We start from the raw sequence: 22098 nt of genomic DNA, 5'->3' as shown, positions 1-22098 counted from the left end.
TTGAATAATCATTCAATAAAATCATATTTTGCATTGAAATGCAATGGTTTGCGAAAATTCGAATGATTTCGACGCGGCGACTGCCCGGGAAAATCGCGGAGAATCCGGATGTTAGCCCCGGTTCCGAAATGCCGTTGCCACGTCGTTTCACAAGCGCGGAAGCAGACGAACAAGACGCCTTGCCGGTTGCAAAAAGCGCTCGCTGCGCCGCGGTCGATCTGCCGTCCGGCAGGCGTTGGGGTGGCGCTGCCTGGCTGAAGGCGACCTGGGATTACCTTGCCTCGGCGAAGTGTGAGCCGGAATGACCGATTCTGCCCGGTTTTGCCCGATACCGCTGTTTCAATTCCGTTACATTGCCAGAGCCACACCAATTTTGTGCTGTTACAAAGTGCGATTAAGTTCGTTTCATCATCAAAAAGAAACGCAGCGAAGGGGAAGGCAATGCATGCGAAAGTCGAGATCGTCACCAGCGAACACCGCCTCCAGGCTCCAGAGCGCGCTGACCGCCGTCCGAAACTGGCGCTGCGCCAACGCGCCAGCGACCACCCCATGGCCATGTTCATGGGGCTGGCTGCTTGCGCCATCATCGGCATGGCGCTCACGCCGACAGTCGGGCCGGCCTTCGCCTCGCTAAATCCGCCGGCCAATGTGGTCGACGGGGCGCCGACGACAGTCAAGACTGCTCGGCTGCCGATGCCGGCGCTCGACTTTGCCTGCAAGGGGCAGGCATGGGGCGCCGAGAGCGTCGATTGCCTGCGCGCCATCGCCGAACAGTCCGGGATGCACAAGGCCCGCGCGATCCGGATGATCGCCAATGCCGCGCCGCTGACCACCACGCCAAACATTTTCTGATTTCCGTCGAAGCGTGATCCCGGAACCGTTCCCTTTCGGGGTCCTGCTCTGACCTCCCCGAGCGCTCCTCCAGCGCTCCATTCAGCTCCCGCCGCACAGTCGGCCGGGAGCTTTTTTTTAGCAATTCCAGCAAGAGCGCGAGCGGTTTTCCCGGGAAAAGCGCGTAGCGCTTTCCCTTTGGAATTGCGTCAGAACAAAGGGTTAGAGCCGGTTCGCCATTTCCATGAAACGGTGAACCGCTCTAGCCCTTCAACACGGTCTGCTCGGCAATGGTTGAAAGCACGCTGCGCACATCCAGCGTGCTGAACGGCTTTTCCAGGATCTGCGGCCGCTGCTGCGCCGGCAAGGCCTCTATTTCCGCCTTGGCGCCGATCAGATCGCCGGTGACCAGCACGAAACGCCGTGCCAGTTCGGGCCGCTCGGCAAGCAGCTCGCGGTAGATGGCCATGCCCGACGTGCCGGGCATGCGCAGGTCCGAAAAGACGATGTCGGGCGGCATGTGGCCGCTCAAGGTGGCGGTGCCCGATTCCCAGACTGGCGCGATGCGCGACTTGATGCCCATCAATTCGAGAATGTCGGACAAGGAGCCCGCGACATCAGGCTCGTCGTCGATGATCAAGGCATGGCGCAGGCCGCTCGAGCGTGGCTGGCTCTCGCCGGCAGCAGCGATGCCCCCCGAAATGGCTGGCAACTGGACGACGAAACGCGCGCCTCGGGGCTGCACTTCCTCGAACCAGACATTGCCATTGTGCCGCTCGATGATCGATTTCGAGATCGACAGGCCGATGCCGGTGCCGACACCGACCGGCTTGGTGGTGAAGTAGGATTCGAAGATGCGGTTGCGGATCGCTTCGGGAATGCCGGGCCCGTTGTCCTCGACCGAGAAGCCGGGATTGCCGCGATCGCCGCGGAAGGTCCGTACCTTGATCAGCCGGTCGCCGGCAATGCCGGCCAGGGCGTGCTGGCTGTTGATGAGGAAATTGGCCGCCACCTGCGTCACGTGGTCGGCGTCCGCCATGGCCAGCAGCGGACCCGGCGCGAAATCGGTGTCGATGATGATGCCGCTCGAGCGTGCGCCATAGGCGGTCACCTCGAGGGCAGCGCGGATCACCTGGTTGAGATCGGTTTCGGCCTGGGCCGCGGGGTGAAGCCGGACCATCGACAGGAAGCTCTTGACGATGCGGCCGCAGCGCTCGGCCGCGGCGCGCACCTTCTCGGCGCGGACCTTGGTCTGCGGGTCGGAGGCGAATTCGTGCAACAGCGTCGATTGCGCGACCACCACCGCCAACGGATTGTTGAGCTCGTGCGAAACGCCGGCCAGCAGCGAGCCCATCGCCGCCATCTTCTCGTTCTGGTGCAGCTTCTCGCGCTGCCGGTTGATCTCTTCCTCGGCACGCAGCCTGTCGCGCAGGTCGCGGATGGAGCCGAAGATCAGGCGGCGGTCGGCGACCCGCATCTCGGTCGCCGTCAGCTCGATCGGAAACACCTCGCCGGCGGCATTCTGCGTCACGGTCTCGAGTCGCTGGCCGACCATCGGCGCGCCGCGGCCCGACATGTAGTCGGCGCCCGAGGAATAGCCCTTGCGGTAGTATTCCGGCACGACGGTGTCGAGCAGATCCTTGCCGAGGATGTCGCTGCGCTGGAAGCCGAACATCTTTTCGGCGGCGGGATTGAATTCGATGATCGATCCAGCCTCGTCGATGACGATGATGGCGTCGAGCGAAGCCTGCAGCATGGTGCGGCGGATCACTTCGCTGGCATGGGCGTCGGAGGGCGAGTGCTCGATGGCGTCGCCGATGGCGAGCGCGATGATGTGCAGCGTCGCCTCCTCCTCGTCGGTCCACTCGCGCTCGTCGACGCAGTCATTGACGGCGAGCGTGCCCCACAGATGGCCATGGGCGAAGACCGACACCGACAGGAACGACTTGATGTTCTGCTTTTCGAAATCGGTTCTCAGGAATCCTTCGAGATTGCGCGTGTGCCCGGCAAAGATCTTGCCCTGCCGTTCGTCCTCGGCGACGCGCTCCAGCAGAGGGTCCGAATTGACGATCGACTGCATGATCACGGTCGGCGAGGCCAGTTCGCCGCCAAAGTCGGGGTCGATCCAGTAGGCGGCAACCGACTGGGCAAAACCCTGACCCGGCAGTTCGCGCAAGCGGAACAGGATGCCACGCTGGCATTCGATGGCCCGGCAAAGGGTTTCCAGTATGCCGTCCATCTCGCGCTGCCAGTCGCCGGCCTCGCGCAGCCGGCGAACGACGCGCACGGCCGCCATCGCAGCACCTTGCCTGAAACCCTGCATATCCCTGCTTGTTGCTTCGCCCGTCATTTTCAGCCGTTATTCCAAAGTATGCCAATCCGGTCGGCCATTCGATCGGCGAGCAACGGCTGTGAACCCGAGACCCTGTGGGCCTGGCGCTCAGTTGCTGTCGCCGGTCGGCAGCGAGAAGATATAGCCTTCGCCGCGCACCGTGCGCAGGAATTTCGGGTTGGCCGGATCCGCCTCGATCTTCTTGCGCAGGCGCATGATGCGGATGTCGACGGCGCGCGATGATTCCGGATCCTCGGTGAAGCCGATCGCCTCGGAGATCGCGGCGCGGGTCAGCAGCCGGTTGGCGCGGGTCAGGAAAACCTCCAGCACATCGAATTCGCTCTTGGCCATGTCGATCACGGTACCGTTGGCGCCGGTGACCAGCCTGCCGTCGAGATCGGCCTGGAACGGGCCGAAGGCGACGGAACGGCGGTCCGTCCTGGTCTTCCTGTCGAGCAGCTCCGTCGGCTGCGGAACGCGACGCAGCACGCTGCGCACCCTCGCCAGCACTTCGCGCAGTTCGTATGGCTTGACGATATAGTCGTCGGCGCCGAGCTCCAGCCCGACGATGCGGTCGAGCGCCGTGCCGGCGGCGGTCGCGTAGATGATGCCGATCGGCATTCTCGAGCGCAGCCAGCGGCCCAACGACAGCCCGTCCTCGCCGGGCATGGCGATGTCGAGAATGGCCAGATGAAAGGCTTGGGTCTCGATCAGGCTGCGCGCGGCGGCGGCGGTTTCAGCGGTCGCCACATCATAGCCGGCGGCGCCGAGATACTCGGCAACCGCGTCCCTCAGGTCGGGCTCGTCCTCGACGATCACTATTCTTGCCCGCACGATGCTCTCGCTCCCACTTTCAGTGGAAAGTAGATTGGGTATAAACATCATGTCCAGCACTCATATCCGGTTGCAAGGGAACGGTTGGAAAACATGGCTGCACGAGCCGTCATTGCACTTGTTTGCGTCGCCGACGTGGTCGCGACCGAACTTGCCGACCATCTCGAGCGGCGTGGCCATGATGTGCGCCAGGCGCGACAGCCCTGGGAGGCGGAATCGCTGCTGGCGGGCGGAGTCATCGATGTCGTCGTCGTTGGTGACAGTCTCAGCCAGGCGGAAGGGCGGGATCTGCTCAGGCGTCATGGCGGCCAAGGCGAGGGCGGCCGGGACGGGCCAGATTTCATCCTGATCTGCCGGCCGGCCGATCTCGTCGACAAGGTGCTGGCGCTCGAACTGGGTGCGGCCGACGTCGTCGAAAGCCCGCTCAATGTCAGGGAGCTTGCCGCCAGGGTCGGCGGCCTGCTGTCGCGTCGTGGCAGGGGCACGCAGGAACTGATCGTGCTGGAGAACGCGACCGTCGATTTGAGATCCGCCATCGTCATGCACCGGTCCGGTACGGAGGAACAGCTTTCGCCCGGCCAGGTGGCGCTGCTCAGGCTGTTCCTGGCGAGCCCCCGCAAGGTGCTGACGCGTGACGACATCATCGCCGCGGCACCGGCCGAGAACGCCGACGCGTTCGATCGTTCGATCGATTCGCGCATCGTGCGGCTGCGCCGCAAGCTCGACACAGAGACCATCACCACCATACGCGGCGCGGGCTACCGGTTCGATCCGCCGCAGCAATTCACCGACTGACGGCGGCGTATCCGGGCTATCTTTCTGGCTGAGCATCGGATTTTCCTCCTGCCGAGGCTCCCGCGGTTCAGCGCACCACCAGCAGCGACGGACCCGATGGCATGTCGCTGCTCACGACGAGTCCGTTTGCGTGGGCACGCTCCTTGAGGAGCACGGTGGCCAGGGCGGCAAAGCCGAGCAGGCCCTGCGCATAGAGCAGTGCGGAAAGCACAGAGGCGGCGAATTTCGTCTTCATCGTTGCAACTCCCCAGAATGCCAATTCTTCAAAAATGAGTATGCCGCGGGTCGCTTCAGGAAACTCCCGAAGTGCCCGCGCCGCTCACGGAGCCCCCCGCTGCGGCGCGGGCCTTCGGTCCTCTCGGCAGCAAGTTGCCGGAGGGGCCGCGCAATGCCAGCAACCGAAGGCCAACCCGCCAGAGGGCCTTGAGCCGGGTGATGCGCAGGCTGGAAACAATCCAGACCGAGGCGGAAAACAGGGCGACGTGCAGGGTAGAGATCTCGCTCGAACTCATCGCCGCCAGCCTTGCCACAGGCCCGCCGGCAACCGTGCCGACACCGCCTATGACTGCTGCCGCGATGCTGATCCTGAAGAGCCAGGACCGCGTGTTCGTTTTCGTTCCCATGGTCGTTGCCGTCTGCTTTCGTTGCGTCAACCTTGCGTTCGGCCCGTATCCGGATCATGCCGCCCGAAGCCGCGCTTTGTTGCAGGTTGGTTTCGAGTTTGCCTATAGATCTTTCATATAGAGGCAATTCGAACTTTCGTTTTGCGAGGAATACCTATGTGCTGCACATCGCCGCCATCGTCGGGGTGCGATCGTCGTCGCTGTGGCCGCTTGGCCTGTTAACCAGAGGAAACAGATTCGAAACACAAACGAGGATTTCGCGAAATCGCCCCGAAACATGCCGCAACGATAAGCCGCTCATCGAATTGGAGCCGGCCTGACCGGCAGAGAGAGGGGACATCATGCACACCACCATTTCCGCCAAGCTCATCAACATCACCGCCGCCGCGCTCACGGGTGCAGCACTTCTGTTCGGCGCCAATGCAGCCCATGCCGCCAACAAGATCGTGGCGCGGGTCTCGCTTTCGCAGCAGATCATGGAGGTTTCGGTCGATGGCCGGCCGACCTTCGCCTGGAAGGTTTCCACCGGTGACAGAGCGCATGTGACGCCGACCGGTTCGTTCAAGCCGACGCGCATGCATGAGATGTGGTACTCGAAAAAGTACGACAATGCGCCGATGCCGCACTCGGTGTTCTTCAGCGGCGGTTACGCGGTGCACGCCACCTATGCCATCAAGCGCCTCGGCCAGCCGGCTTCGCATGGTTGCGTGCGGCTGCATCCGGACAATGCGGCCGATTTCTATCAGCTGGTCGAGACCTTCGGGCCGGCCAACACCAGCATCGTCATCGTCAAGTAGCAGGCTGTGAGCAGGCCGGCGGATCGCCGCGCCTGTTCAGGACTCCTGCCGGAACATTCCGGCGGTCTCGAGCGCAGCCAAAAAAAGAGGCCGGATTTTTCCGGCCTCTTTTTTGTTCTTCGGCTTCCATCAGTCCGGCAATGCCGGCATCAGCCTTGGATCCGGCTTTTCCGCAAGATGCGGCAGATCCTTGCTGGCGATGAAGGTGTAGAACATGGGCACGACGAAGAGCGTGAACATGGTGCCGACCAGGATGCCTGTGAAGATGACCAGGCCCATCGAGTAACGGGCAGCAGCACCGGCGCCGCTCGACGTGATCAGCGGTACGACGCCTAGCGCCATAGCCGCCGTCGTCATCAGGATCGGCCGCAGGCGCACCTTGGCCGAGGCGATGATGGCGTCGCGCCGCCGCAGGCCATGCGCCTCGCGCTGCTGGTTGGCGAATTCGACCAGCAGGATGCCGTGCTTGGTGATCAGGCCGATCAGCGTGATCAGACCCACCTGCGTGTAGATGTTGAGCGTGCCGAGGCCGAGATTGAGCGGCACGATCGCGCCGAAGATCGACAGCGGCACCGCCATCATGATGATCAGCGGGTCGCGGAAGCTTTCAAACTGCGCCGCCAGCACCAGATAGATGACGATGACAGCCGCTGCGAAAGCGATCAGGATGGTGTTGCCCTGTTCCTTCTCCTGCCGGGACTGGCCGGAATAGTCGATGAAGAAGGTGTCGGGCAGGCTCTCCCTGGCAATATCCTCGAGGACCTTCAACCCGTCGCCCGTGGTGACGCCGGGCAGCGGCAGTGCCGAGATGGTCGACGAATTCAGCTGGTTGAACTGTTCGATCGCCGCCGGCGAGGCATTGTTCGAAATCTTCACCACGGCCGACAGCGGCACCATCTCGCCCGTCACGCTGCGCACGAAATACTCGCCGAGCTTTTCGGGGTTGTCGCGGAATTGCTGCGGCACCTGGGGGATGATGTCATAGCTGTTGGAGTCGCGGTCGAACTGCGCCACTTCGGCGCCGCCGACCAGCAGCGTCAACGTCCGGCCGATATCGGCGATCGGCAAGTTCAGCGCGGCGGCTCGGTCGCGGTCGATGGTGACCGTCACCTGCGGCGAATCGTAGGACATCGAGTTCTGCACGACGATGAAACGGCCGGAGGCCTGTGCCTTGTTCTTGATCTGCTCGGCGGCCTTGTACACTTCCGCGGTATCGCCGGTCGAGCGCACGACCAGGGCGATCGGCAGGCCGCCACCGGAGCCCGGCAGCGTCGGCGGGGCGAAGACGAAGGCCTGCACGCCCGCCACCTTGGCGATACGAGCCGTGATGTCGGCCTGCAGTTCCTTCGAATTGCGCTTGCGCTCCGCCCAATCCTTGAAGGCAAAGCCGACGAAGGCGCTGTTTGTCGTGCCGCCGAAGGCGACCGCCGAGAACTGCGCCCGCGTTTCCGGAATATCCCTCACCAGGCCGAGCATCTGGTTCACATAGGTTTCGGTGTAATCCGATGTCGCATAGGTCGGTCCGGTCACGAGCGAGAGCAGGAAGCCCTGATCCTCTTCCGGCGCCAGCTCGCTCGAGGTCTTGGTGAACATGAAGCCGGTCACGCTGACGAGCGCGAGCACGATGATCAGCGTCAAAGGACGATAGTTCAGCGAACCGGTGACGGCACGCTCATAGACGTGCTCGACCCGCGCGAAAATGCCGTCGACAATGCGCTGGAAACGGCCCGGTGTGCCGGCCTTCAGGAGGCGCGCCGACATCATCGGGGTGATGGTCACGGCGATGACGCCCGACAGCACCACCGAGCCGGCGAGCGTCACCGCAAATTCGCGGAACAGCGCGCCGGTCAGGCCGCCGGTGAAGGCCAGCGGCGCGAACACGGCGGCCAGCGTCATGGTCATGGCGACGATGGCCGAGGCGATCTCGCGCATGCCGCTGAACGCGGCCTGCATGGGCGTCATGTGGTCTTCTTCCATGTGGCGGTGGATGTTCTCCACCACCACGATGGCGTCATCGACCACAAGACCGATCGCCAGCACCATGGCCAGCAGCGACAGAAGGTTGATCGAATAGCCCACCGCAAACAACAGGAAGCAGACGCCGATCAGCGACAACGGAATGGTGATGATCGGCATCATCACCGAACGGAATGAGCCGAGGAACAGAAGGATGACCAGGACGACGATGGCAACAGCCTCGCCGATGGTCTTGAACACCTCCTCGATCGAGGCGCTGATCTGCCCGGTCGCGTCGTAGACGACCTCGATGGTCATGCCTTTCGGCAGCGTTTCCTGGATCTGCGGCACGAGCTTGGTGAGCGCCGCCGCGGTGGTCAGCGGGTTGGCCGCGGGGGTCGGGAAGATGGCGAGGAAGGTGCCGGGCTTGCCGTTGAAGGAGACCCTGGTGTCGGTATTTTCCGCGCCGAGTTCGACGCGGGCGACGTCGCGCAGCCGCACCACATTGCCGTCGGTCGAGCGCAAGGGCAGTTCGGCGAAGGCTTCCGGCGTCTGCAGCGTCGAGCGCACGGTGATCGACGAGACGACATATTCGTTCTGGGTGTTGCCGGGCGCCGACAGGAAGTTGGAATTGTTGATCGCCGTCAGCACTTCCGCCGCCGTCACACCGCGTGCGGCAAGCCGGACGGGGTCGATCCAGACGCGCATCGAGTATTGCTGGGCGCCGAAGATCTGGACGTCGGCGACGCCTTCGACCGTCGACATGCGGGGCCGGATGACGCGCTCGATATACTCCGTCAGCTGCTCCTTCGTCATGTTCGGATTCTGCATCGAGATGTACATCATCGCGAACTGCTGGCCGGTGCCCTTGACGATGACAGGGTCCTTGGATGCATCCGGCAAGGTGCCGCGCACGCCCTGGACCTTGGACAGCACTTCGGTCAGCGCCACGTCGGGGTTGGAGCCGAGCTTCATCTGCACCGTCACGGTGCTGGAGGACGGACGGCTGGACGAAGTGACGTAGTCGATGTTCTCGGTCGAGGCGACGGCGCGCGCGATCGGGGCGGAAATGAAGCCCTGGATCAGGTCGGCGCTGGCGCCCGGATAGGCCGTCGTGATCGTGATCGCGGTTTCGTCAACCTTCGGATACTGGCGGATCGACAGGTTGAAGATGCCCTGGAAACCCAGGAGCAGGATCATGCAGGCAAGGACCGTCGACAGGACGGGCCGGCGAATGAAGAGATCGGAAAAGCTCATTGCTGGTCGGCCTGCTTGTTCGCCGATTTGGTCGGGTCGATGGTGTTGTCGACATTGACGGACATGCCGTTGAAGAGGCGGTTCTGACCTGCGGTGACGACCTCGTCGCCGGCCTTCAGCCCTTCGACGATCTCGACCATGCCCTGATTGCGGCGGCCGGGCTTGACGAAGACCTGCGACAGCACCAGCGCGGGCTTGTCGCCCTCCGCCGCCGGGTTGGCCGGGTCGGTGGCCGGTTTGGTGGCATCGGAAGCGGTCTTGTCCGCCGGCTTTGTGGCATCGGCGGCAGGCTTCATGGCATCGGCTGGCTTGGCATCCGCCGGCTTGTCGGTAGCCGCCGCGGCTGGCTTTTCTTCCGGCTTGGCGGGCTGCGCCGGGGCCGTGCCGGCGGGCTTGGCCGGCTGCACCACGAAGATGTAGTCGCCATAAAGGCTGGTGGTCAGCGCCGTCTGCGGCAGCGTCAGCACGTTCTGCTCCTCGGGCAGTTCGACACGCACCTGGACGAACTGGCCAGGGGTCAGCTTGCCGTCGGGATTGGCGACTTCCGCCCGGATGTTCACCAGCCGGCTGGACGGGTCGATCTTGGGGTCGATGCCCCGGATTTCGCCGGCAAACGGCATGTCCGCGCCGCTCAAGCCCAGCCGAACCGTCTGGCCGATCTTGAGCAGCGGCAGCTGCTGTTCGGGGATCGAGAAATCGACCCGCATCGTGTCAAGATCCTGCAGTGTCACCACGGCGGTGCCGGGCGCCATATACTGCCCGACATCGATCTTCGGAATGCCGACCGTGCCGCCGAAAGGCGCCGTCAGCTGCTTCTGGTCGAGCACGGCCTGCAGCTTGGTGACCTGGGAGGCCGAAGCCGAGGCCGCCGCACGTGCCGTGTCCAGCGTCGAATCGGAACCGACGCCACGCCTGGTCAGTTCGATCGCGCGGGCCAGCGATGTCTGATCGAGCGCGGCCTGCGCCTTCTGTGCGTCGAGATCGGCGCGCTCGACGGCATCGTCGAGCTGCAGCAGCACCGCATTGGCCGCCACTTTCTGGTTGGCATGGAAAAGGATGTCCTTGACGATGCCGGTGGTCTCGACCGTCAGGTCGACGCCGCGCACGGCTCGCACCGTACCGATCGCCTCGACGCCCGGCGTCCAGCTCGACGGCTTGGCGATGGTCGTTGAAACGGTCGCCGCCGGCGGCTTCATCGTGGCGAAAAACTGCTTGATGCCGTTGTCGCGCAGGAAGTTGAACCCGACGATGCCGCCGACCACAACGACCAGAACGGCCAGAACGAGAATGATGACGAAGAAACGGAGTATGCGCTTGAACAAGGAAGTCCCCTCAGTCGAAATCCGGCGCGAAGCGCGGACACCGGGACACATATCGACTGCGGTCCCGATTTCAAATGGTGGCGGCTTTACTGTACCGTCTGGACGGTCTTGTCAATTGGGCCTAAGCTTGCGAAGGGAGGCGCCATGAGAGCCCAACGACGGAACTCGCGCGAGAAGATACTCGCGGCGGCGGCTGATGTTGCCCGGGAATCCGGACCCGGCAGCCTGTCGCTGGATGCCGTCGCCAGCCGCGCCGGCGTGTCGAAGGGTGGGTTGCTCTACAATTTCCCAACCAAGGCCAAATTGATGCAGGGGCTGGTCGAAGGCTATCTGCGTGATTTCGAGCAGGCGCTGGAGACCGCCAACAGCAACGACGATGGTAAAAATCCGCTCGCCGTCTACATCAGGCTGTCGGCCGATGATTGCGAGGAAAAGCGACCCTCGGCCTCATGGATCTTTTCGGCGATCGCCGAGGATCCCGATTTCATGACGCCGATAAAGACATTCAAGCGGCAGCTTTTCGAACGGCTGAAGGGCGAAACATCAGACCTCAAATCGCTGCTGGTCTGTTACCTCGCCATCGAGGGGCTGCGCAGCATGAACCTTTTCGATTCCGATGTGCTGTCGAAGGACGAACGGGAACTGCTGGTGGCGTCGCTGCTGGAGATCGCCAGTTCGCCCGATGCCCACCAAGCTTCCGGGACGCAATCTTGACGGCTTTCCGCCGGCAGGCACCGGGTTTCCGTCGCAGACTCAAAGAGCCTTGCCGGTGTCAGGATCGAAGAGCCGCAGCGCGTTCTCGCTGAAGGCGAAGCTTGCCGCCTGACCTTTCGCGACGCGGGACGCCGGTGGCAGGCAGGCCGTCAGCCGCTGTGTGCCGATCCGAGCGGTGGTGACCAGTTCGGGACCGGTCAACTCGACGACTTCTATTTCCACCGGCAGTGACGGCGCGGTCGCATCCGCGGCGACCCGCAATGCTTCGGGCCTGATGCCGACCACAACCCGCGCTCCGTCCAACACCGTGTCGCGGAAATGGGCGGGCAAGGGCAGGCTCGCCTTGGCGCCATCGATGGCCAGCATGGTCCCTTGAACCGTCGCCTGCAGCATATTCATCGACGGCGCGCCGACAAAGCCGGCGACATAGAGCGTTGCCGGCTCGTTGTAGATCTCCTCGGGCGTGCCGAGTTGCTCGATCCTGCCGTCGCGCATCACCGCGATGCGGCTCGCCAGCGTCATTGCCTCGATCTGGTCGTGGGTGACGTAGACGACGGTTGTCTGCAGCATCTGGTGCAGGCGCTTCAGCTCGGTGCGCATCTCCAGGCGCAGCTTGGCGTCGAGATTGGACAAAGGCTCGTCGAAGAGGAAGACCTGCGGCTTGCGCACCAGTGCCCTGCCGATGGCGACGCGCTGGCGCTGGCCGCCGGAAAGCTGGCTCGGCTTGCGGTCGAGCAGGGCTTCGATCTGCAGCAGTCTTGCCGCCTCGGCCACCGCCTTTTCGCGCTCATCGGCGGCGACGCCGCGCATTTCCAGACCAAAGCCGATATTACGGCGCACGGTCAGGTTCGGATACAGCGCGTAGGACTGGAAGACCATGGCGATGTCGCGGTTCTTGGGGTGAACGCCAAGGATCGAGCGGCCGCCGATCAGCACGTCGCCGCTCGTCGCTTCGGCGAGGCCGGCGATGATGTTGAGAAGCGTTGACTTTCCGCAACCCGACGAGCCGAGCAGCACCAGGAATTCGCCGCTCTGCAGCGCGATGTCGATGCCTTTGAGCGTTTCGACGCTGCCGTAATTCTTGCAGACGTTGCGGATTTCAAGCGCGCTCATGCGTGGCTTCCCTTGGATGCACCGGTTCGCCGTAGTTACGGGGCAAGGTTGATATGGCGCGCGACGCCACCTGCGTCGCGGCTGCAAGCGAGGCGGTCAGCGTCTGGTCCTGTGCCAGTGCGGCCAGGAAGGCCGCATTGAAAACATCGCCGGCGCCGATCGTGTCGATGACCTTGACGTCCGGCGCGGTCGCCGTGACCAGCGCTCCGCCCGGCCCGATGGCGACCGCCCCTTCGGGGCCGCGCTTGGCGACGGCGGTCGCGCCCTTCTTCATGCTGGACTGGATTTGCCGCGCGGCCTCGACCGGATCGGGCAGGCCGGCCAGGGTCACGGTCTCCACCTCGTTGAACAAAGCAAGGTCGCAACGCGCGAGCCAGGTGCGGGCCGCCTTGCAGTTCGCCGGGGTCCAGCCCTCAATCGGCCAGCCGGTGTCCAGCGCCACAGCTATGTCGTGCCCGCTCGCCCAGTCGAAGAACGCTTCGTAGTCGCGGGTCAGATCATCGGTGAGGAAGGAGCCGCACAGCAACGCATAGCCGCCGGTGAGGCGCTTGCCGTCGAGCACCGAAAATACGTCGGCAAGGCTGAAGCGAGGCAGGTGGCCACGCGTGGTGAAAAACGTCCTTTCGCCGTCGGGATGGGTCATGCCCACCGAAAGCGTCGTGCTCTCCGGGCGCACCGGCCATTTGTCGGCGCGGGCGCCGAACGCCTCACGCAGCCAGCGGCCGAACTGGTCGTCGCCGACATTGGCGGCGATCTCGAAATCAATGCCCAGCGCCTGCCAGGCGAGCCCGGTGTTGCCGGCCTGTCCACCAACGCGCAGATCGTCGTGATCGACGACGGTTTCCGTGCCTGCCTTCGGCCATGGCGCGACCGGGCCGACAATCAGGTCGACATTGACATTGCCGATCACCGCGAGCGGACGCATCACTCGCTCCTGGTGATCTTGGTCGAGCGCACGGGCGTGCCGGCATTGTCGACGCGGCTGTCGGCGAAGGCGATCATCAGGCGCTGTGCCACCGGCAGCATGGCGAAGATCGCGGCGAGACCCGAAGCCGGCTTGAACGAGAGCGTGACAGCGCCCGCGACCGGCGATTGTCCGGAGGCGTCGAAGATGATCAGCGGCGCGCCGGCGTCGGCCACGGAAAGGGCCATCGCCGTCACCAGTTCCGCCGTCGGATCGTTGCCGCGAAACAGGATGACGCCGATTTTTGGGCCGAGCATCTCCATCGGTCCGTGCCGCAACTGGCCGCCTTCGAGCGAGAAGCAGGGCAGCCGCGACAGTTCGGTGAGGCCGAGCGCCAGCGCCTCGGCCACGCCTTGCAGGCGGCGGCCGGAGGTGACGATGGTCGTCACCTCCTCCAGCGCTGCGAGCGCTTGCGTGATGTCATTGTCCTGCTTCTGATCCAGTGCGACAAGAGCGGCACTTGGGTCCTCACCCAACGCGGCCAGGATGGCCAGATGCAAGGCGAAGGTCACGGTCAGGCTGCGGGTGGCGGCGAAGGCCAGTTCGGTGCCGCCGGCGCCGACCAGGCAAGGCGCGGTGCGGGCGAGAAAGGAGCCGCCCTCGAGCGTCAGACCGAAAATATCAGCAGTGCTTCCAGCTTCCGCAAACCACCTGACGACCTCCGCGCTCTCGCCGGACTGCGAGGTGACGAGCACCGTCCTGTCGTCCAGCGGCACCGGCTGGCCGAGCTGTTCCGAGAGCGGCAGTGCCAGCGCATCGATGCCGAGCGCGCGATAAAGCGGTTCGACGGCGCGCCCGACGGCATGCGAGCCGCCCATGCCGAGCAGCAGCAGCCGGCCGGTCTTCCCGATCGAGGCTGCGACCTGAGCCGCCATCGCAGCGTTGTTCTCGAACGAAGCACGCGCATCCGCATGCTGGCGCGCCATTTCGCGGTCGATGGCGACCAGTCCGGCCGGTCGAATTCTTGTTGCAGTCATCGTCATCCTTTCACACCGCCGCTGGTCAGGCCCGAGATCAGCGCCCGCTGCATGACGAGGCCGATCAGCACCGGCGGCAAAGCGGCCAGCACGCCGGCGGTGGCAATCAGCCCGTAGTCGGAAACACGGCCGCCGGCCAAATCGGCGATGGCGACAGTCAAGGTCTTGGCGCGCTGGTCGGAGGTGAACAGCAGCGCATAGAAGAATTCGTCCCAGGCGAGCAGCACGGCAAACAGCGCCGATGTCGCCATCACTGGTGCCGCCAGCGGCAGCGTGATGATGCGTAGCGTCTGGAACAGGCCGGCGCCGTCGATCATCGCCGCCGCCTCGATCTCGCGCGGGATGGAGTCAAAGCCGGATTTCATCAGCCAGGTGGTGAAGGGCGCCAATATGGTCAAATAGACCAGCGCCAGTCCGAAGACATTGTTGAGCAGGCCGAGATGCGACAGGCCCATATAGAGCGGCACGGCGAGCGCCACTGGCGGCAGCATGTAGGTGGCGATGACCATCGACAGCGACCAGCCGATCGCCGGCGTGCGCGAGACCGCCCAGCCGGCGGGGATGGCCAAGGCGAGCGCGGCCAGCGTCGCCATGCCGGCGATCTCCAGGCTGTTGCGCAGCGACGAGGTGAAGGCGGCGCCGGCGCTGTTTTCGGCGGTCGACAGCAACGTCTGGTAGCGCGAGAAGTCGGCAGCCTGCGGCCACCAGCGCAGCGGCTTGGCGGCGAGATCGGCGGCCGGCGAAATGCTCATGATGAACAGCCAGGCGATCGGCGCCAGGATGATGGCGGCGAGCAGCAGCGCGCAGGCATAGATGAACATGGTGAAGGCGGAGCTTCTGCGTTCCATCAGACGGCACTCCCGGCGGTCTTCTTCACCAATGCCGCATAGGCGACGGCGAGCACGGTGACGAGCAAGGTGACGATCAGCGCCAACGACGCGCCGGAGCCGGCGCGCTGGAAAGAGAAGGCTTCCTGGTAAACGAGGATCGACAGCGTGCGCGTGCTGTTTGCCGGGCCGCCGCGGGTCATCACCCAGATGATGTCGAAGACCTTGAAGGCCTCGATGGTGCGCAGCACCAGCGCCACCATCAGCGGGCCGGCGAGATAGGGCAGGATGACGAAGCGGAAGCGGTTGAACGGTCCCGCGCCATCGACAAGCGAGGCGGCGGTGATGTCGCGCGGCACCGCCTGCAAAGCGGCGAGCGCGATCAGCGCCACCAGCGGAAAGTTCTTCCAGCAGTCGGCGACGATCAGCGCCGTCAGCGCCGTTCCCGGCTCACCCAGCCAGGAGCGGTAGGCGTCGATGAGATTGAGTTGCGTCAGCGCGGCGTTCAGCGCGCCATATTCGGGATTGTAAATCAGCCGCCACAGCGTGGCGTTGACCACGGTCGGCAATGCCCAGGGCAGGATCATCAAGGCGCGCAGGACGGCGCGGCCGTGGAACTGCTGATTGAGCAGCAAGGCGGCGAGAACGCCGATCACCATTTCGGCGGCCACCGAAATGACGGCGAACAGCGTCGTGGTGACCAGCGTGCGCGAGAAATTCGAGCTCGACAGCATGTTGGCGTAATTGTCGAAGCCGACGTAATTGCCGCCGGTGCCGACCAGCTTGGCGTCGGTGAAGGAAAGACCGACCGTATCGACCAGCGGCCAGCCGATGACGGCGACCATGACCACGAGCAGCGGCAGCATCAGCAACCAGGCACGGGTCGTCATCCAGGTGCTCGACATCAGAGCAGCCTCTCTTCATTCATGGTGATTTCAGACATAGCACGGGCGGCACTCGCGCATGACCCCGGAAGTCGGAACCGACTTCCGGAAAGGATCATGCGCAAGATCAGAAGCGCTACAGCGTCCTTTGCGCGTCCAAGGGACGGGCGGCCCTGTAGTGCCGCCCGCAACTGGAGAACAATGCCTCAGAGGCCACTGTTTTGCGCGGCGGTCTTCAGGGCGTCTTCCGGCGACGATTGGCCAAGCAGCGATTCCTGGATGGCCTGCTGCAGCGCGGTCGACAGTTCCTGGTATTTCGGCGTGGTCGGACGCGGATACATGGCGGCGAGGCCGAGCTTGGCGGCGGCGATCAGCTCTTCCTGGCCCTTGGTGACGGCCGGGTCGTCATAGGACGAGGCCCAGATCGGCAGCGACAGCTTGGCGTACTGGTTCTGCGTCGCCTGCGAGGTCATGTATTCGATGTATTTCCAGGCTTCGTCCGGATGCTTCGAGACCGCGGTGACGCCGAGGCCCATCGACCCGTTGACGGCCGACACCTCGCTGATGCCGGTGACACCCGGCGCCGGCACCACGCCGACCTTGCCCGCGACCTTCGAGTCCTTCGGATCGTTGGCCATGTTGTACATGTAGGTCCAGTTGAGCGCGAAGGCGGCGTCGCCGTTTTCGAAGACCTTGCGCACGTCCTCTTCCAGGAATTCCTTGGAATTCGGGTTGGTGAGGCCGGACTTGTAGCTGTCGACCATGTATTTCAGCGCCGAGAGGCCGCCGCCATTCTGGAAGTCCGGCTTGCCGTCCTTGAGGAAGTCGCCGCCATAGGCGCTGACCAGCGTGGTGTAGTCGCAGATCGCGGCCTCGGCCTGCGACCAGCTCCAGGCGATCGGCGTCTTCAGCAGGCCCTTGTCCTGGATGATCTTGGCCTGCGCGCCAAGCTCTTCCCAGGTCTTCGGCGGCGTCTTGATGCCGGCCTTTTCCAGGATGTCCTTGTTGTAGAACAGGTATTTGGTGTCGAGAATCCACGGCATGCCATAGTATTTGCCGTCGTACTGGACCGTGGTCCAGGCGCCGGGCAGCACGCCCTTCTTCATGTCGTCGGTGATCTTCGACGAAACGTCGACCAGCACCTTGTTGGTGGCGTATTCGGCCGGCCAGATGACGTCGAACAGCACGACGTCGTAGCCGCCGCCCGAACCCTGGGCCAGCACGGTCTTGTCGTGCAGGCCTTCGTAGGGAACGAATTCGAGATTGACCTTGACGTCAGGATTGGCCTTGGTGAAGGCGTCCGTCATGGCGCGCACATCGGCCTCGCTGTAGGCGGCCTGCGCCATGAACAGCGCATTGAGCGTCGTTTCGGCGAAAGCGTGAGGGACGAGCAGTCCTCCGGCGAAGACCGCGCCGACCAGTGTCTTGGTGATTGTCTTAAGCATCTTCTTCTCCCATTTCCGGCGTTGACGGGCCGGCGATGCGGGCGTTTCGCTTCGCCTTCCCGGATCCATGTCGCGTGACCTGATGCTTACCCGGCTGACCGGTGGCGACAGGCGGAAGCCCTTGGCCATCTTGTTCTGGGACATTCAGTTTGCATTAAGTCAACTCGCTTGACTTAATTAGTCGATCAATATTCTAATGGAGTCAAGAGGGGAAAAGCCGGTGGATGACATCAGCCCGATCCGCGCCAAAAGCGGCACCAACCAGGAAGGCACCAGCGCACACAACCGCCGGGTCATGATCGAGGCGCTGCGTCTCAATGGCGCCCTGTCGCGGGCCGACCTGGCGCGGGCGACGCAGCTCACCAAGCAGGCGGTCTCCAACATCATCGAAGATCTCGAAAGCGACGGCCTGGTCGTCGCGCTCGACGCGGTGCGCAAGGGCAGGGGGCAGCCGTCGACGCCCTACAGGCTGGTGCCTGAAGGCGCCTTCGCCATCGGCTTGCATATAGACCGCCATCTGACGCGCGCCGTGGCCGTCGACCTGATGGGCAGCGTGCTGGCGCGGGCCGAGGCGAACCTGCCTTTCGATGAGCCGTCGAAGGGTGTCGAGATCATCCTGAAGCTGATCGCCGGTGTGCGCCGTGACCTGGCCGGCATTTCGGTCCAGTCGGAAAAACGGCTGGTCGGTCTCGGTGTTGCCATGCCCGGTCCTTTCGGACTGAAGGATTCGGACGACAAGTGGATGATGCCGGCCTGGCAGAAGTTTCCGCTGCTGGCGGCGCTGGCCAAAGGCACGGGGCTGAATGTCGGCCTGCAGAACGATGCCGCCGCCTGCGCCACTGCCGAACGTATCGTCGGCGCGGCACATGGCGTCGACCACGCGGTCTGTCTCTATGTCGGCTACGGCATCGGCGCCGGGCTGATCCTCAATGGCGAACTCTACAGCGGCGGCCATGGCAATGCCGGCGAAATCGGCATGGCGCTGCTGGCGCCGGCCGGACCGGGCTCGACGCCGCTCGAGCACCGCGCCTCGCTGGCCTCGCTCTACCAGCATCTAGGCCTCAATCCGGCGGACAGTGATATCTACGAACAGATGAACGCCCTGGTGCTGGCCGAGGATGCCAAGATGATGGCCTGGATCGACGGGGCAGCGCATGATCTGCGCTGGAGCGTGCATCTCATCGAGACGATCTTCGATCCGCAGACCGTGATCCTGACCAGTGGCGCGCCGGAAGCGCTGGCGCGCCGGCTTGTCGAGGCAATGCACCCGCTGCTGCCGTCGATCGCCGACCGGCCCGCAAGAATGTTGCCTCGCCTGCAACTCGGCACCACCGACCCCTGGTCGATCGCGCTCGGTGCGGCCGCGGCGCCGATCAGCCGCGCCTTCGATCCGCTGTTCTCGGCGATCCTGAAGACGCGTTCCGCTCCGGCATAGGAGCTCCCAAGGCGGAGACCCTTATTTCGGCGTCACACAGGGTTCATCGTGCGGACATAGCGTCTTTCCCAGTTCTTTGCTGCAATGCAATAGGAGTGGGACATGGTGGACATAGTGTCTAGTGAGGCGGGCATTCCGAGACCGGATCATCCGCTGGACAGTTCGGGCGGCGCGAAGTGGTTCCTGCCGGCCTTCGGCGTGCTGGTTCTGGTCGGCGTGGTCTATGTCGGCTACGCGCTGAGCCAGGACCTGGCGGTGGCCAAGACCGTGCCGTGGATCCTGCTCGGCATCGCCTTGCTGATCGCGCTCGGCTTCGAATTCGTCAACGGCTTCCACGATACCGCCAATGCGGTGGCGACCGTCATCTACACGCGCTCCCTGCCGGCCGAATTCGCCGTCATGTGGTCGGGCGTCTTCAACTTCCTCGGCGTTCTCACCTCCAGCGGCGCGGTGGCCTTCGGCATCCTGTCGCTGCTGCCGGTCGAGCTGATCCTGCAAGTCGGCTCCTCCTCCGGCTTTGCCATGGTGTTCGCGCTGCTCGTCGCCGCGATCCTGTGGAACCTCGGCACCTGGTTCCTCGGCCTGCCGGCATCGAGCTCGCACACGATGGTCGGCTCGATCATCGGCGTAGGCCTCGCCAACCAGTTCATGGCGCCGTCCGGCAGCGCCACCAGCGGCGTCGACTGGTCACAGGCGACCAATGTCGGCGTGACCTTGCTGGTGTCGCCGATCATCGGTTTCTTCGCCGCCGCGATCCTGCTCTATGCGATGAAGCTTCTGGTTCGCAATCCGGCCCTCTACGAAGCCCCGAAAGGCAATGCTCCGCCGCCTTGGTGGATCCGCGGCCTGCTGATCTTCACCTGCACCGGCGTCAGCTTCGCGCATGGCTCCAATGACGGGCAGAAGGGCATGGGCCTGATCATGCTGATCCTGATCGGCGTGGTGCCGACGGCCTATGCGCTGAACCGCACGCCCGACATCAACTATCTCGAAGCCTACAAGTCGGCTTCAGCCAATGTCGAAACGGCGCTGGGCAAATATGCGAAGCCCGGCGTCACCGTCACGGATGCCAAGGATGCCAAGGCAGCCGTCCAGGATGCCGTGCGCACCCGCAGCTGGAGCGACAAGACAACGGTCGCGCTGCAGACCTACATCCACAACACGACGGCGGGACTGCAGCCCTATGCGTCGGTCGACAACGTGCCGACCGATCTGGTCAGCAACGCCCGCAACGACATCTATCTGATCGGCGAGGCGCTCAAGCTGATCGACAAGAAGCAGCTGTTGCCGATGCAGGGCGCCGATCTCAAGGCGGTGACCGACTACCACAAGGCCGTCGACAATGCGACGAAGTTCATCCCTCTCTGGGTGAAGATCGCGGTGGCGCTGGCGCTGGGTCTCGGCACCATGGTCGGCTGGAAACGCATCGTCGTCACGGTCGGCGAGAAGATCGGCAAGAGCCACCTGACCTATGGCCAGGGCGCGGCGGCCGAACTCGTCGCCATGGTGACCATCGGCATGGCCGACCGGCTCGGCCTGCCGGTTTCGACCACCCATGTGCTGTCGTCGGGCGTCGCCGGAACGATGGCCGCCAATGGCTCAGGCCTGCAATGGTCGACGGTGCGCAACCTGCTGCTGGCCTGGGTGTTGACCCTGCCGTGCTCGATCGCGCTTGCCTTCGTGCTGTTCATCGTCTTCCGCCAGGTGTTCTGAGCGTCAGACCCTCAAGAGAACGGCGCCACCTGCGGCGCCGTTCTCTTTCTCGGCCTATCCTGCGAAGACCAATGAAGAGTCAGAGCGTGCGTCTTCCCAAGCGGGCGCGCCGCTTCGAACGGTTCAGCTTTCGATGGAATGGTTGGCCGGCTCCAGCCGAGGCTCACCGCCGCACAACGTCCGCCCTGTTACGGCGGCGCAGCTGGCGTAGCGACAACATGTGCAGCAGGATCGAGCTTGGCACCACGAATGCAGGGGTCAGCACACCCGGATAATCGCCTGCGCCGATGCTCTGCACATCCGGGACAATCAACTGCCATGGGCCGGGCGAGGTGATCATGCCCATGGTGATCGCGACAGCGAAGTCGGCGAGCCCGAGGATGTTCCAGAGAGTTGCCGCCCTCCGGCCTTTGTCTGTGCCGGTCGCCACTGCGATCGCAGCTGGCAACGCGAACAATCCGGTCAGCATGTCGCCGATGCCTGCCGGCGCTGCGAAAACGCCAGGCAGCGTGCCACGCAGCCAGGCCGCGATAGCCCAGGTGCCGAACACGCGGTAGAGCTGAAGCATCACGAGCCAGCGCGCTGGCATCGCATCGAGCACCAGCCCGATCCGCTTCGAGAGCAGCAGGAGCGGCGCCCCGATGATCACCGGCAGGAAGATCGCCGATGGCAATACCGGAAAAGACGCGGTGTCCGCGTGGAAGAAGCCGTTGATCGCGGCGCTCCAGGCGAAGGCGAGCCACAGCGTGTCCGGGATCATGATCGCCAGCCAGGTCGTGCGGCGTTGAGCTGGCGTCAGGCTCGTGTGTTCGAGGCCGAGCCACAATCCCAGCGCGATGAGCCCGTGGGCCGCGAGCTGGTGGGCCGTGGTCGGAATGCCGGTGGCCGGGATCGCCGGCCATCTGTAGATCACCAGGAGCCAAAGCAAAGTGAGCGGCGCAAACCAGAGCAGGCCGCGCCAGGCGTCACGTGATGAAACGATAGCGGGGGAAACAGCTTCGACGGTCATCGGCGGCACTCCATTAAGCCCAGGGCAATTCCAGGAAAAGTGTGAGCGGTTTTCCGTCTGGAATTGCGTCAAAACAAAGAGTTAGAGCGGTTCGCCGTTTCCATGAAACGGTGAAACGCGCTAGCGCATTTGCCTGCTCAAATGTACGCCCGCTTTCAGCGAGCCAATATCCGCGACAATCTTGATAGGCTGTGAAGAAGAACTTCACAGTCTGGCTGGGCTTGCTCGAAGGCGTGCCTACGCGGTCGCACCGTAGTTTCGCCGACCTGC

General features: G+C 64.0%; 20 protein-coding genes. 7 read left to right on the top strand and 13 right to left on the bottom strand.

Annotated features, from left to right (window positions below; all coding sequences use genetic code 11):
* Nucleotides 1-8 precede the first annotated feature (8 nt).
* Nucleotides 9-467 carry a hypothetical protein gene (locus tag CK227_RS36100; protein ID WP_142885682.1) on the bottom strand — a complete coding sequence of 153 codons (459 nt, stop codon included), beginning with the start codon at nucleotides 465-467 and terminating at the stop codon, nucleotides 9-11.
* On the opposite strand from CK227_RS36100, the gene CK227_RS06665 reads away from it, so the two are divergent.
* Complete coding sequence (locus CK227_RS06665) at nucleotides 442-852, top strand: hypothetical protein (RefSeq protein WP_095772182.1); 411 nt, start codon at nucleotides 442-444, stop codon at nucleotides 850-852. The two genes, CK227_RS36100 and CK227_RS06665, sit on opposite strands and share 26 nt — an antisense overlap.
* Nucleotides 853-1093: 241 nt before the next feature.
* Here the strand turns inward: CK227_RS06665 and CK227_RS06660 are convergent, their stop codons facing one another.
* Together CK227_RS06660 and CK227_RS06655 are read right to left on the bottom strand one after the other, a co-directional pair.
* Nucleotides 1094-3181, bottom strand: a complete 2088-nt coding sequence (locus tag CK227_RS06660; protein WP_179296393.1) for a PAS domain S-box protein — start codon at nucleotides 3179-3181, stop codon at nucleotides 1094-1096.
* Between the two features lie 90 nt (nucleotides 3182-3271).
* On the bottom strand, nucleotides 3272-4045 hold the full coding sequence (locus CK227_RS06655) for a response regulator transcription factor (RefSeq protein ID WP_171880411.1): 774 nt from the start codon (nucleotides 4043-4045) through the stop codon (nucleotides 3272-3274).
* Nucleotides 4046-4090: 45 nt separating this feature from the next.
* Between CK227_RS06655 and CK227_RS06650 the strand changes: the two genes are divergently transcribed.
* Nucleotides 4091-4792: a response regulator transcription factor gene (locus CK227_RS06650; RefSeq protein ID WP_095772355.1), complete on the top strand. Its 702-nt coding sequence runs from the start codon at nucleotides 4091-4093 to the stop codon at nucleotides 4790-4792.
* Between the two features lie 67 nt (nucleotides 4793-4859).
* On the opposite strand, the gene CK227_RS06645 is transcribed toward CK227_RS06650, so the two are convergent.
* A complete protein-coding gene (locus CK227_RS06645) occupies nucleotides 4860-5027 on the bottom strand; it encodes a hypothetical protein (protein ID WP_019861555.1) in 168 nt (55 codons plus the stop codon).
* Between the two features lie 200 nt (nucleotides 5028-5227).
* Between CK227_RS06645 and CK227_RS36640 the strand changes: the two genes are divergently transcribed.
* Both CK227_RS36640 and CK227_RS06635 read left to right on the top strand, forming a co-directional pair.
* The gene (locus tag CK227_RS36640; RefSeq protein ID WP_179296394.1) at nucleotides 5228-5536 is read left to right on the top strand and encodes a hypothetical protein; all 309 of its coding nucleotides are present in this window, start codon (nucleotides 5228-5230) and stop codon (nucleotides 5534-5536) included.
* Between the two features lie 220 nt (nucleotides 5537-5756).
* Nucleotides 5757-6212 carry a L,D-transpeptidase gene (locus tag CK227_RS06635; RefSeq protein ID WP_069090292.1) on the top strand — a complete coding sequence of 152 codons (456 nt, stop codon included), beginning with the start codon at nucleotides 5757-5759 and terminating at the stop codon, nucleotides 6210-6212.
* Nucleotides 6213-6341: 129 nt separating this feature from the next.
* Here the strand turns inward: CK227_RS06635 and CK227_RS06630 are convergent, their stop codons facing one another.
* On the bottom strand, nucleotides 6342-9425 hold the full coding sequence (locus tag CK227_RS06630) for an efflux RND transporter permease subunit (protein ID WP_095772183.1): 3084 nt from the start codon (nucleotides 9423-9425) through the stop codon (nucleotides 6342-6344).
* The gene (locus tag CK227_RS06625) at nucleotides 9422-10747 is read right to left on the bottom strand and encodes an efflux RND transporter periplasmic adaptor subunit (protein ID WP_095772184.1); all 1326 of its coding nucleotides are present in this window, start codon (nucleotides 10745-10747) and stop codon (nucleotides 9422-9424) included. The genes CK227_RS06630 and CK227_RS06625 overlap by 4 nt, the downstream gene beginning before the upstream one ends.
* A gap of 144 nt (nucleotides 10748-10891) precedes the next feature.
* On the opposite strand from CK227_RS06625, the gene CK227_RS06620 reads away from it, so the two are divergent.
* Nucleotides 10892-11461 (top strand): TetR/AcrR family transcriptional regulator, encoded by a 570-nt coding sequence (locus CK227_RS06620; RefSeq protein WP_095772185.1) that lies wholly within the window; start codon nucleotides 10892-10894, stop codon nucleotides 11459-11461.
* Between the two features lie 39 nt (nucleotides 11462-11500).
* Here CK227_RS06620 and ugpC read toward each other — a convergent pair whose 3' ends face one another.
* The 6 genes from ugpC to CK227_RS06590 all read right to left on the bottom strand — a co-directional run bounded on the left by ugpC (nucleotide 11501) and on the right by CK227_RS06590 (nucleotide 17671).
* Nucleotides 11501-12574, bottom strand: coding sequence for a sn-glycerol-3-phosphate ABC transporter ATP-binding protein UgpC (ugpC, locus tag CK227_RS06615; protein WP_095772186.1), 1074 nt, complete (start codon nucleotides 12572-12574; stop codon nucleotides 11501-11503).
* Nucleotides 12561-13499, bottom strand: coding sequence for a PfkB family carbohydrate kinase (locus tag CK227_RS06610; RefSeq protein WP_095772187.1), 939 nt, complete (start codon nucleotides 13497-13499; stop codon nucleotides 12561-12563). The genes ugpC and CK227_RS06610 overlap by 14 nt, the downstream gene beginning before the upstream one ends.
* Nucleotides 13499-14521, bottom strand: a complete 1023-nt coding sequence (locus CK227_RS06605) for an SIS domain-containing protein (protein ID WP_095772188.1) — start codon at nucleotides 14519-14521, stop codon at nucleotides 13499-13501. The genes CK227_RS06610 and CK227_RS06605 overlap by 1 nt, the downstream gene beginning before the upstream one ends.
* Nucleotides 14518-15363, bottom strand: a complete 846-nt coding sequence (locus CK227_RS06600; RefSeq protein WP_095772189.1) for a carbohydrate ABC transporter permease — start codon at nucleotides 15361-15363, stop codon at nucleotides 14518-14520. The genes CK227_RS06605 and CK227_RS06600 overlap by 4 nt, the downstream gene beginning before the upstream one ends.
* Nucleotides 15363-16247 (bottom strand): sugar ABC transporter permease, encoded by an 885-nt coding sequence (locus CK227_RS06595; RefSeq protein ID WP_095772190.1) that lies wholly within the window; start codon nucleotides 16245-16247, stop codon nucleotides 15363-15365. The genes CK227_RS06600 and CK227_RS06595 overlap by 1 nt, the downstream gene beginning before the upstream one ends.
* A gap of 185 nt (nucleotides 16248-16432) precedes the next feature.
* Nucleotides 16433-17671 (bottom strand): extracellular solute-binding protein, encoded by a 1239-nt coding sequence (locus tag CK227_RS06590; RefSeq protein WP_095772357.1) that lies wholly within the window; start codon nucleotides 17669-17671, stop codon nucleotides 16433-16435.
* Nucleotides 17672-17891: 220 nt separating this feature from the next.
* Between CK227_RS06590 and CK227_RS06585 the strand changes: the two genes are divergently transcribed.
* Together CK227_RS06585 and CK227_RS06580 are read left to right on the top strand one after the other, a co-directional pair.
* Nucleotides 17892-19106 (top strand): ROK family transcriptional regulator, encoded by a 1215-nt coding sequence (locus CK227_RS06585; protein WP_095772191.1) that lies wholly within the window; start codon nucleotides 17892-17894, stop codon nucleotides 19104-19106.
* A 102-nt stretch (nucleotides 19107-19208) separates the two neighbouring features.
* A complete protein-coding gene (locus tag CK227_RS06580; protein ID WP_095772192.1) occupies nucleotides 19209-20819 on the top strand; it encodes an inorganic phosphate transporter in 1611 nt (536 codons plus the stop codon).
* A gap of 163 nt (nucleotides 20820-20982) precedes the next feature.
* Here CK227_RS06580 and CK227_RS06575 read toward each other — a convergent pair whose 3' ends face one another.
* Complete coding sequence (locus CK227_RS06575) at nucleotides 20983-21828, bottom strand: MFS transporter (RefSeq protein ID WP_095772193.1); 846 nt, start codon at nucleotides 21826-21828, stop codon at nucleotides 20983-20985.
* Between the last annotated feature and the right edge of the window lie 270 nt (nucleotides 21829-22098).

This window comes from Mesorhizobium sp. WSM4308, from assembly GCF_002294905.1.
Taxonomy (GTDB): Bacteria; Pseudomonadota; Alphaproteobacteria; order Rhizobiales; family Rhizobiaceae; genus Mesorhizobium.
This window is presented reverse-complemented; position numbering and strand designations above follow the sequence as displayed.

What these genes read in the sequence shown, in the direction of transcription:
- CK227_RS06665 (WP_095772182.1), top strand. Translation starts at nt 442, where the DNA reads ATGCATGCGAAAGTCGAGATCGTCACCAGCGAACACCGCCTCCAGGCT.
- CK227_RS06660 (WP_179296393.1), bottom strand. Translation starts at nt 3,181, where the DNA reads ATGACGGGCGAAGCAACAAGCAGGGATATGCAGGGTTTCAGGCAAGGT.
- CK227_RS06655 (WP_171880411.1), bottom strand. Translation starts at nt 4,045, where the DNA reads ATGTTTATACCCAATCTACTTTCCACTGAAAGTGGGAGCGAGAGCATC.
- CK227_RS06650 (WP_095772355.1), top strand. Translation starts at nt 4,091, where the DNA reads ATGGCTGCACGAGCCGTCATTGCACTTGTTTGCGTCGCCGACGTGGTC.
- CK227_RS06645 (WP_019861555.1), bottom strand. Translation starts at nt 5,027, where the DNA reads ATGAAGACGAAATTCGCCGCCTCTGTGCTTTCCGCACTGCTCTATGCG.
- CK227_RS36640 (WP_179296394.1), top strand. Translation starts at nt 5,228, where the DNA reads ATGCGCAGGCTGGAAACAATCCAGACCGAGGCGGAAAACAGGGCGACG.
- CK227_RS06635 (WP_069090292.1), top strand. Translation starts at nt 5,757, where the DNA reads ATGCACACCACCATTTCCGCCAAGCTCATCAACATCACCGCCGCCGCG.
- CK227_RS06630 (WP_095772183.1), bottom strand. Translation starts at nt 9,425, where the DNA reads ATGAGCTTTTCCGATCTCTTCATTCGCCGGCCCGTCCTGTCGACGGTC.
- CK227_RS06620 (WP_095772185.1), top strand. Translation starts at nt 10,892, where the DNA reads ATGAGAGCCCAACGACGGAACTCGCGCGAGAAGATACTCGCGGCGGCG.
- ugpC (WP_095772186.1), bottom strand. Translation starts at nt 12,574, where the DNA reads ATGAGCGCGCTTGAAATCCGCAACGTCTGCAAGAATTACGGCAGCGTC.
- CK227_RS06610 (WP_095772187.1), bottom strand. Translation starts at nt 13,499, where the DNA reads ATGCGTCCGCTCGCGGTGATCGGCAATGTCAATGTCGACCTGATTGTC.
- CK227_RS06605 (WP_095772188.1), bottom strand. Translation starts at nt 14,521, where the DNA reads ATGACGATGACTGCAACAAGAATTCGACCGGCCGGACTGGTCGCCATC.
- CK227_RS06600 (WP_095772189.1), bottom strand. Translation starts at nt 15,363, where the DNA reads ATGGAACGCAGAAGCTCCGCCTTCACCATGTTCATCTATGCCTGCGCG.
- CK227_RS06595 (WP_095772190.1), bottom strand. Translation starts at nt 16,247, where the DNA reads ATGTCGAGCACCTGGATGACGACCCGTGCCTGGTTGCTGATGCTGCCG.
- CK227_RS06590 (WP_095772357.1), bottom strand. Translation starts at nt 17,671, where the DNA reads ATGCTTAAGACAATCACCAAGACACTGGTCGGCGCGGTCTTCGCCGGA.
- CK227_RS06580 (WP_095772192.1), top strand. Translation starts at nt 19,209, where the DNA reads ATGGTGGACATAGTGTCTAGTGAGGCGGGCATTCCGAGACCGGATCAT.
- CK227_RS06575 (WP_095772193.1), bottom strand. Translation starts at nt 21,828, where the DNA reads ATGACCGTCGAAGCTGTTTCCCCCGCTATCGTTTCATCACGTGACGCC.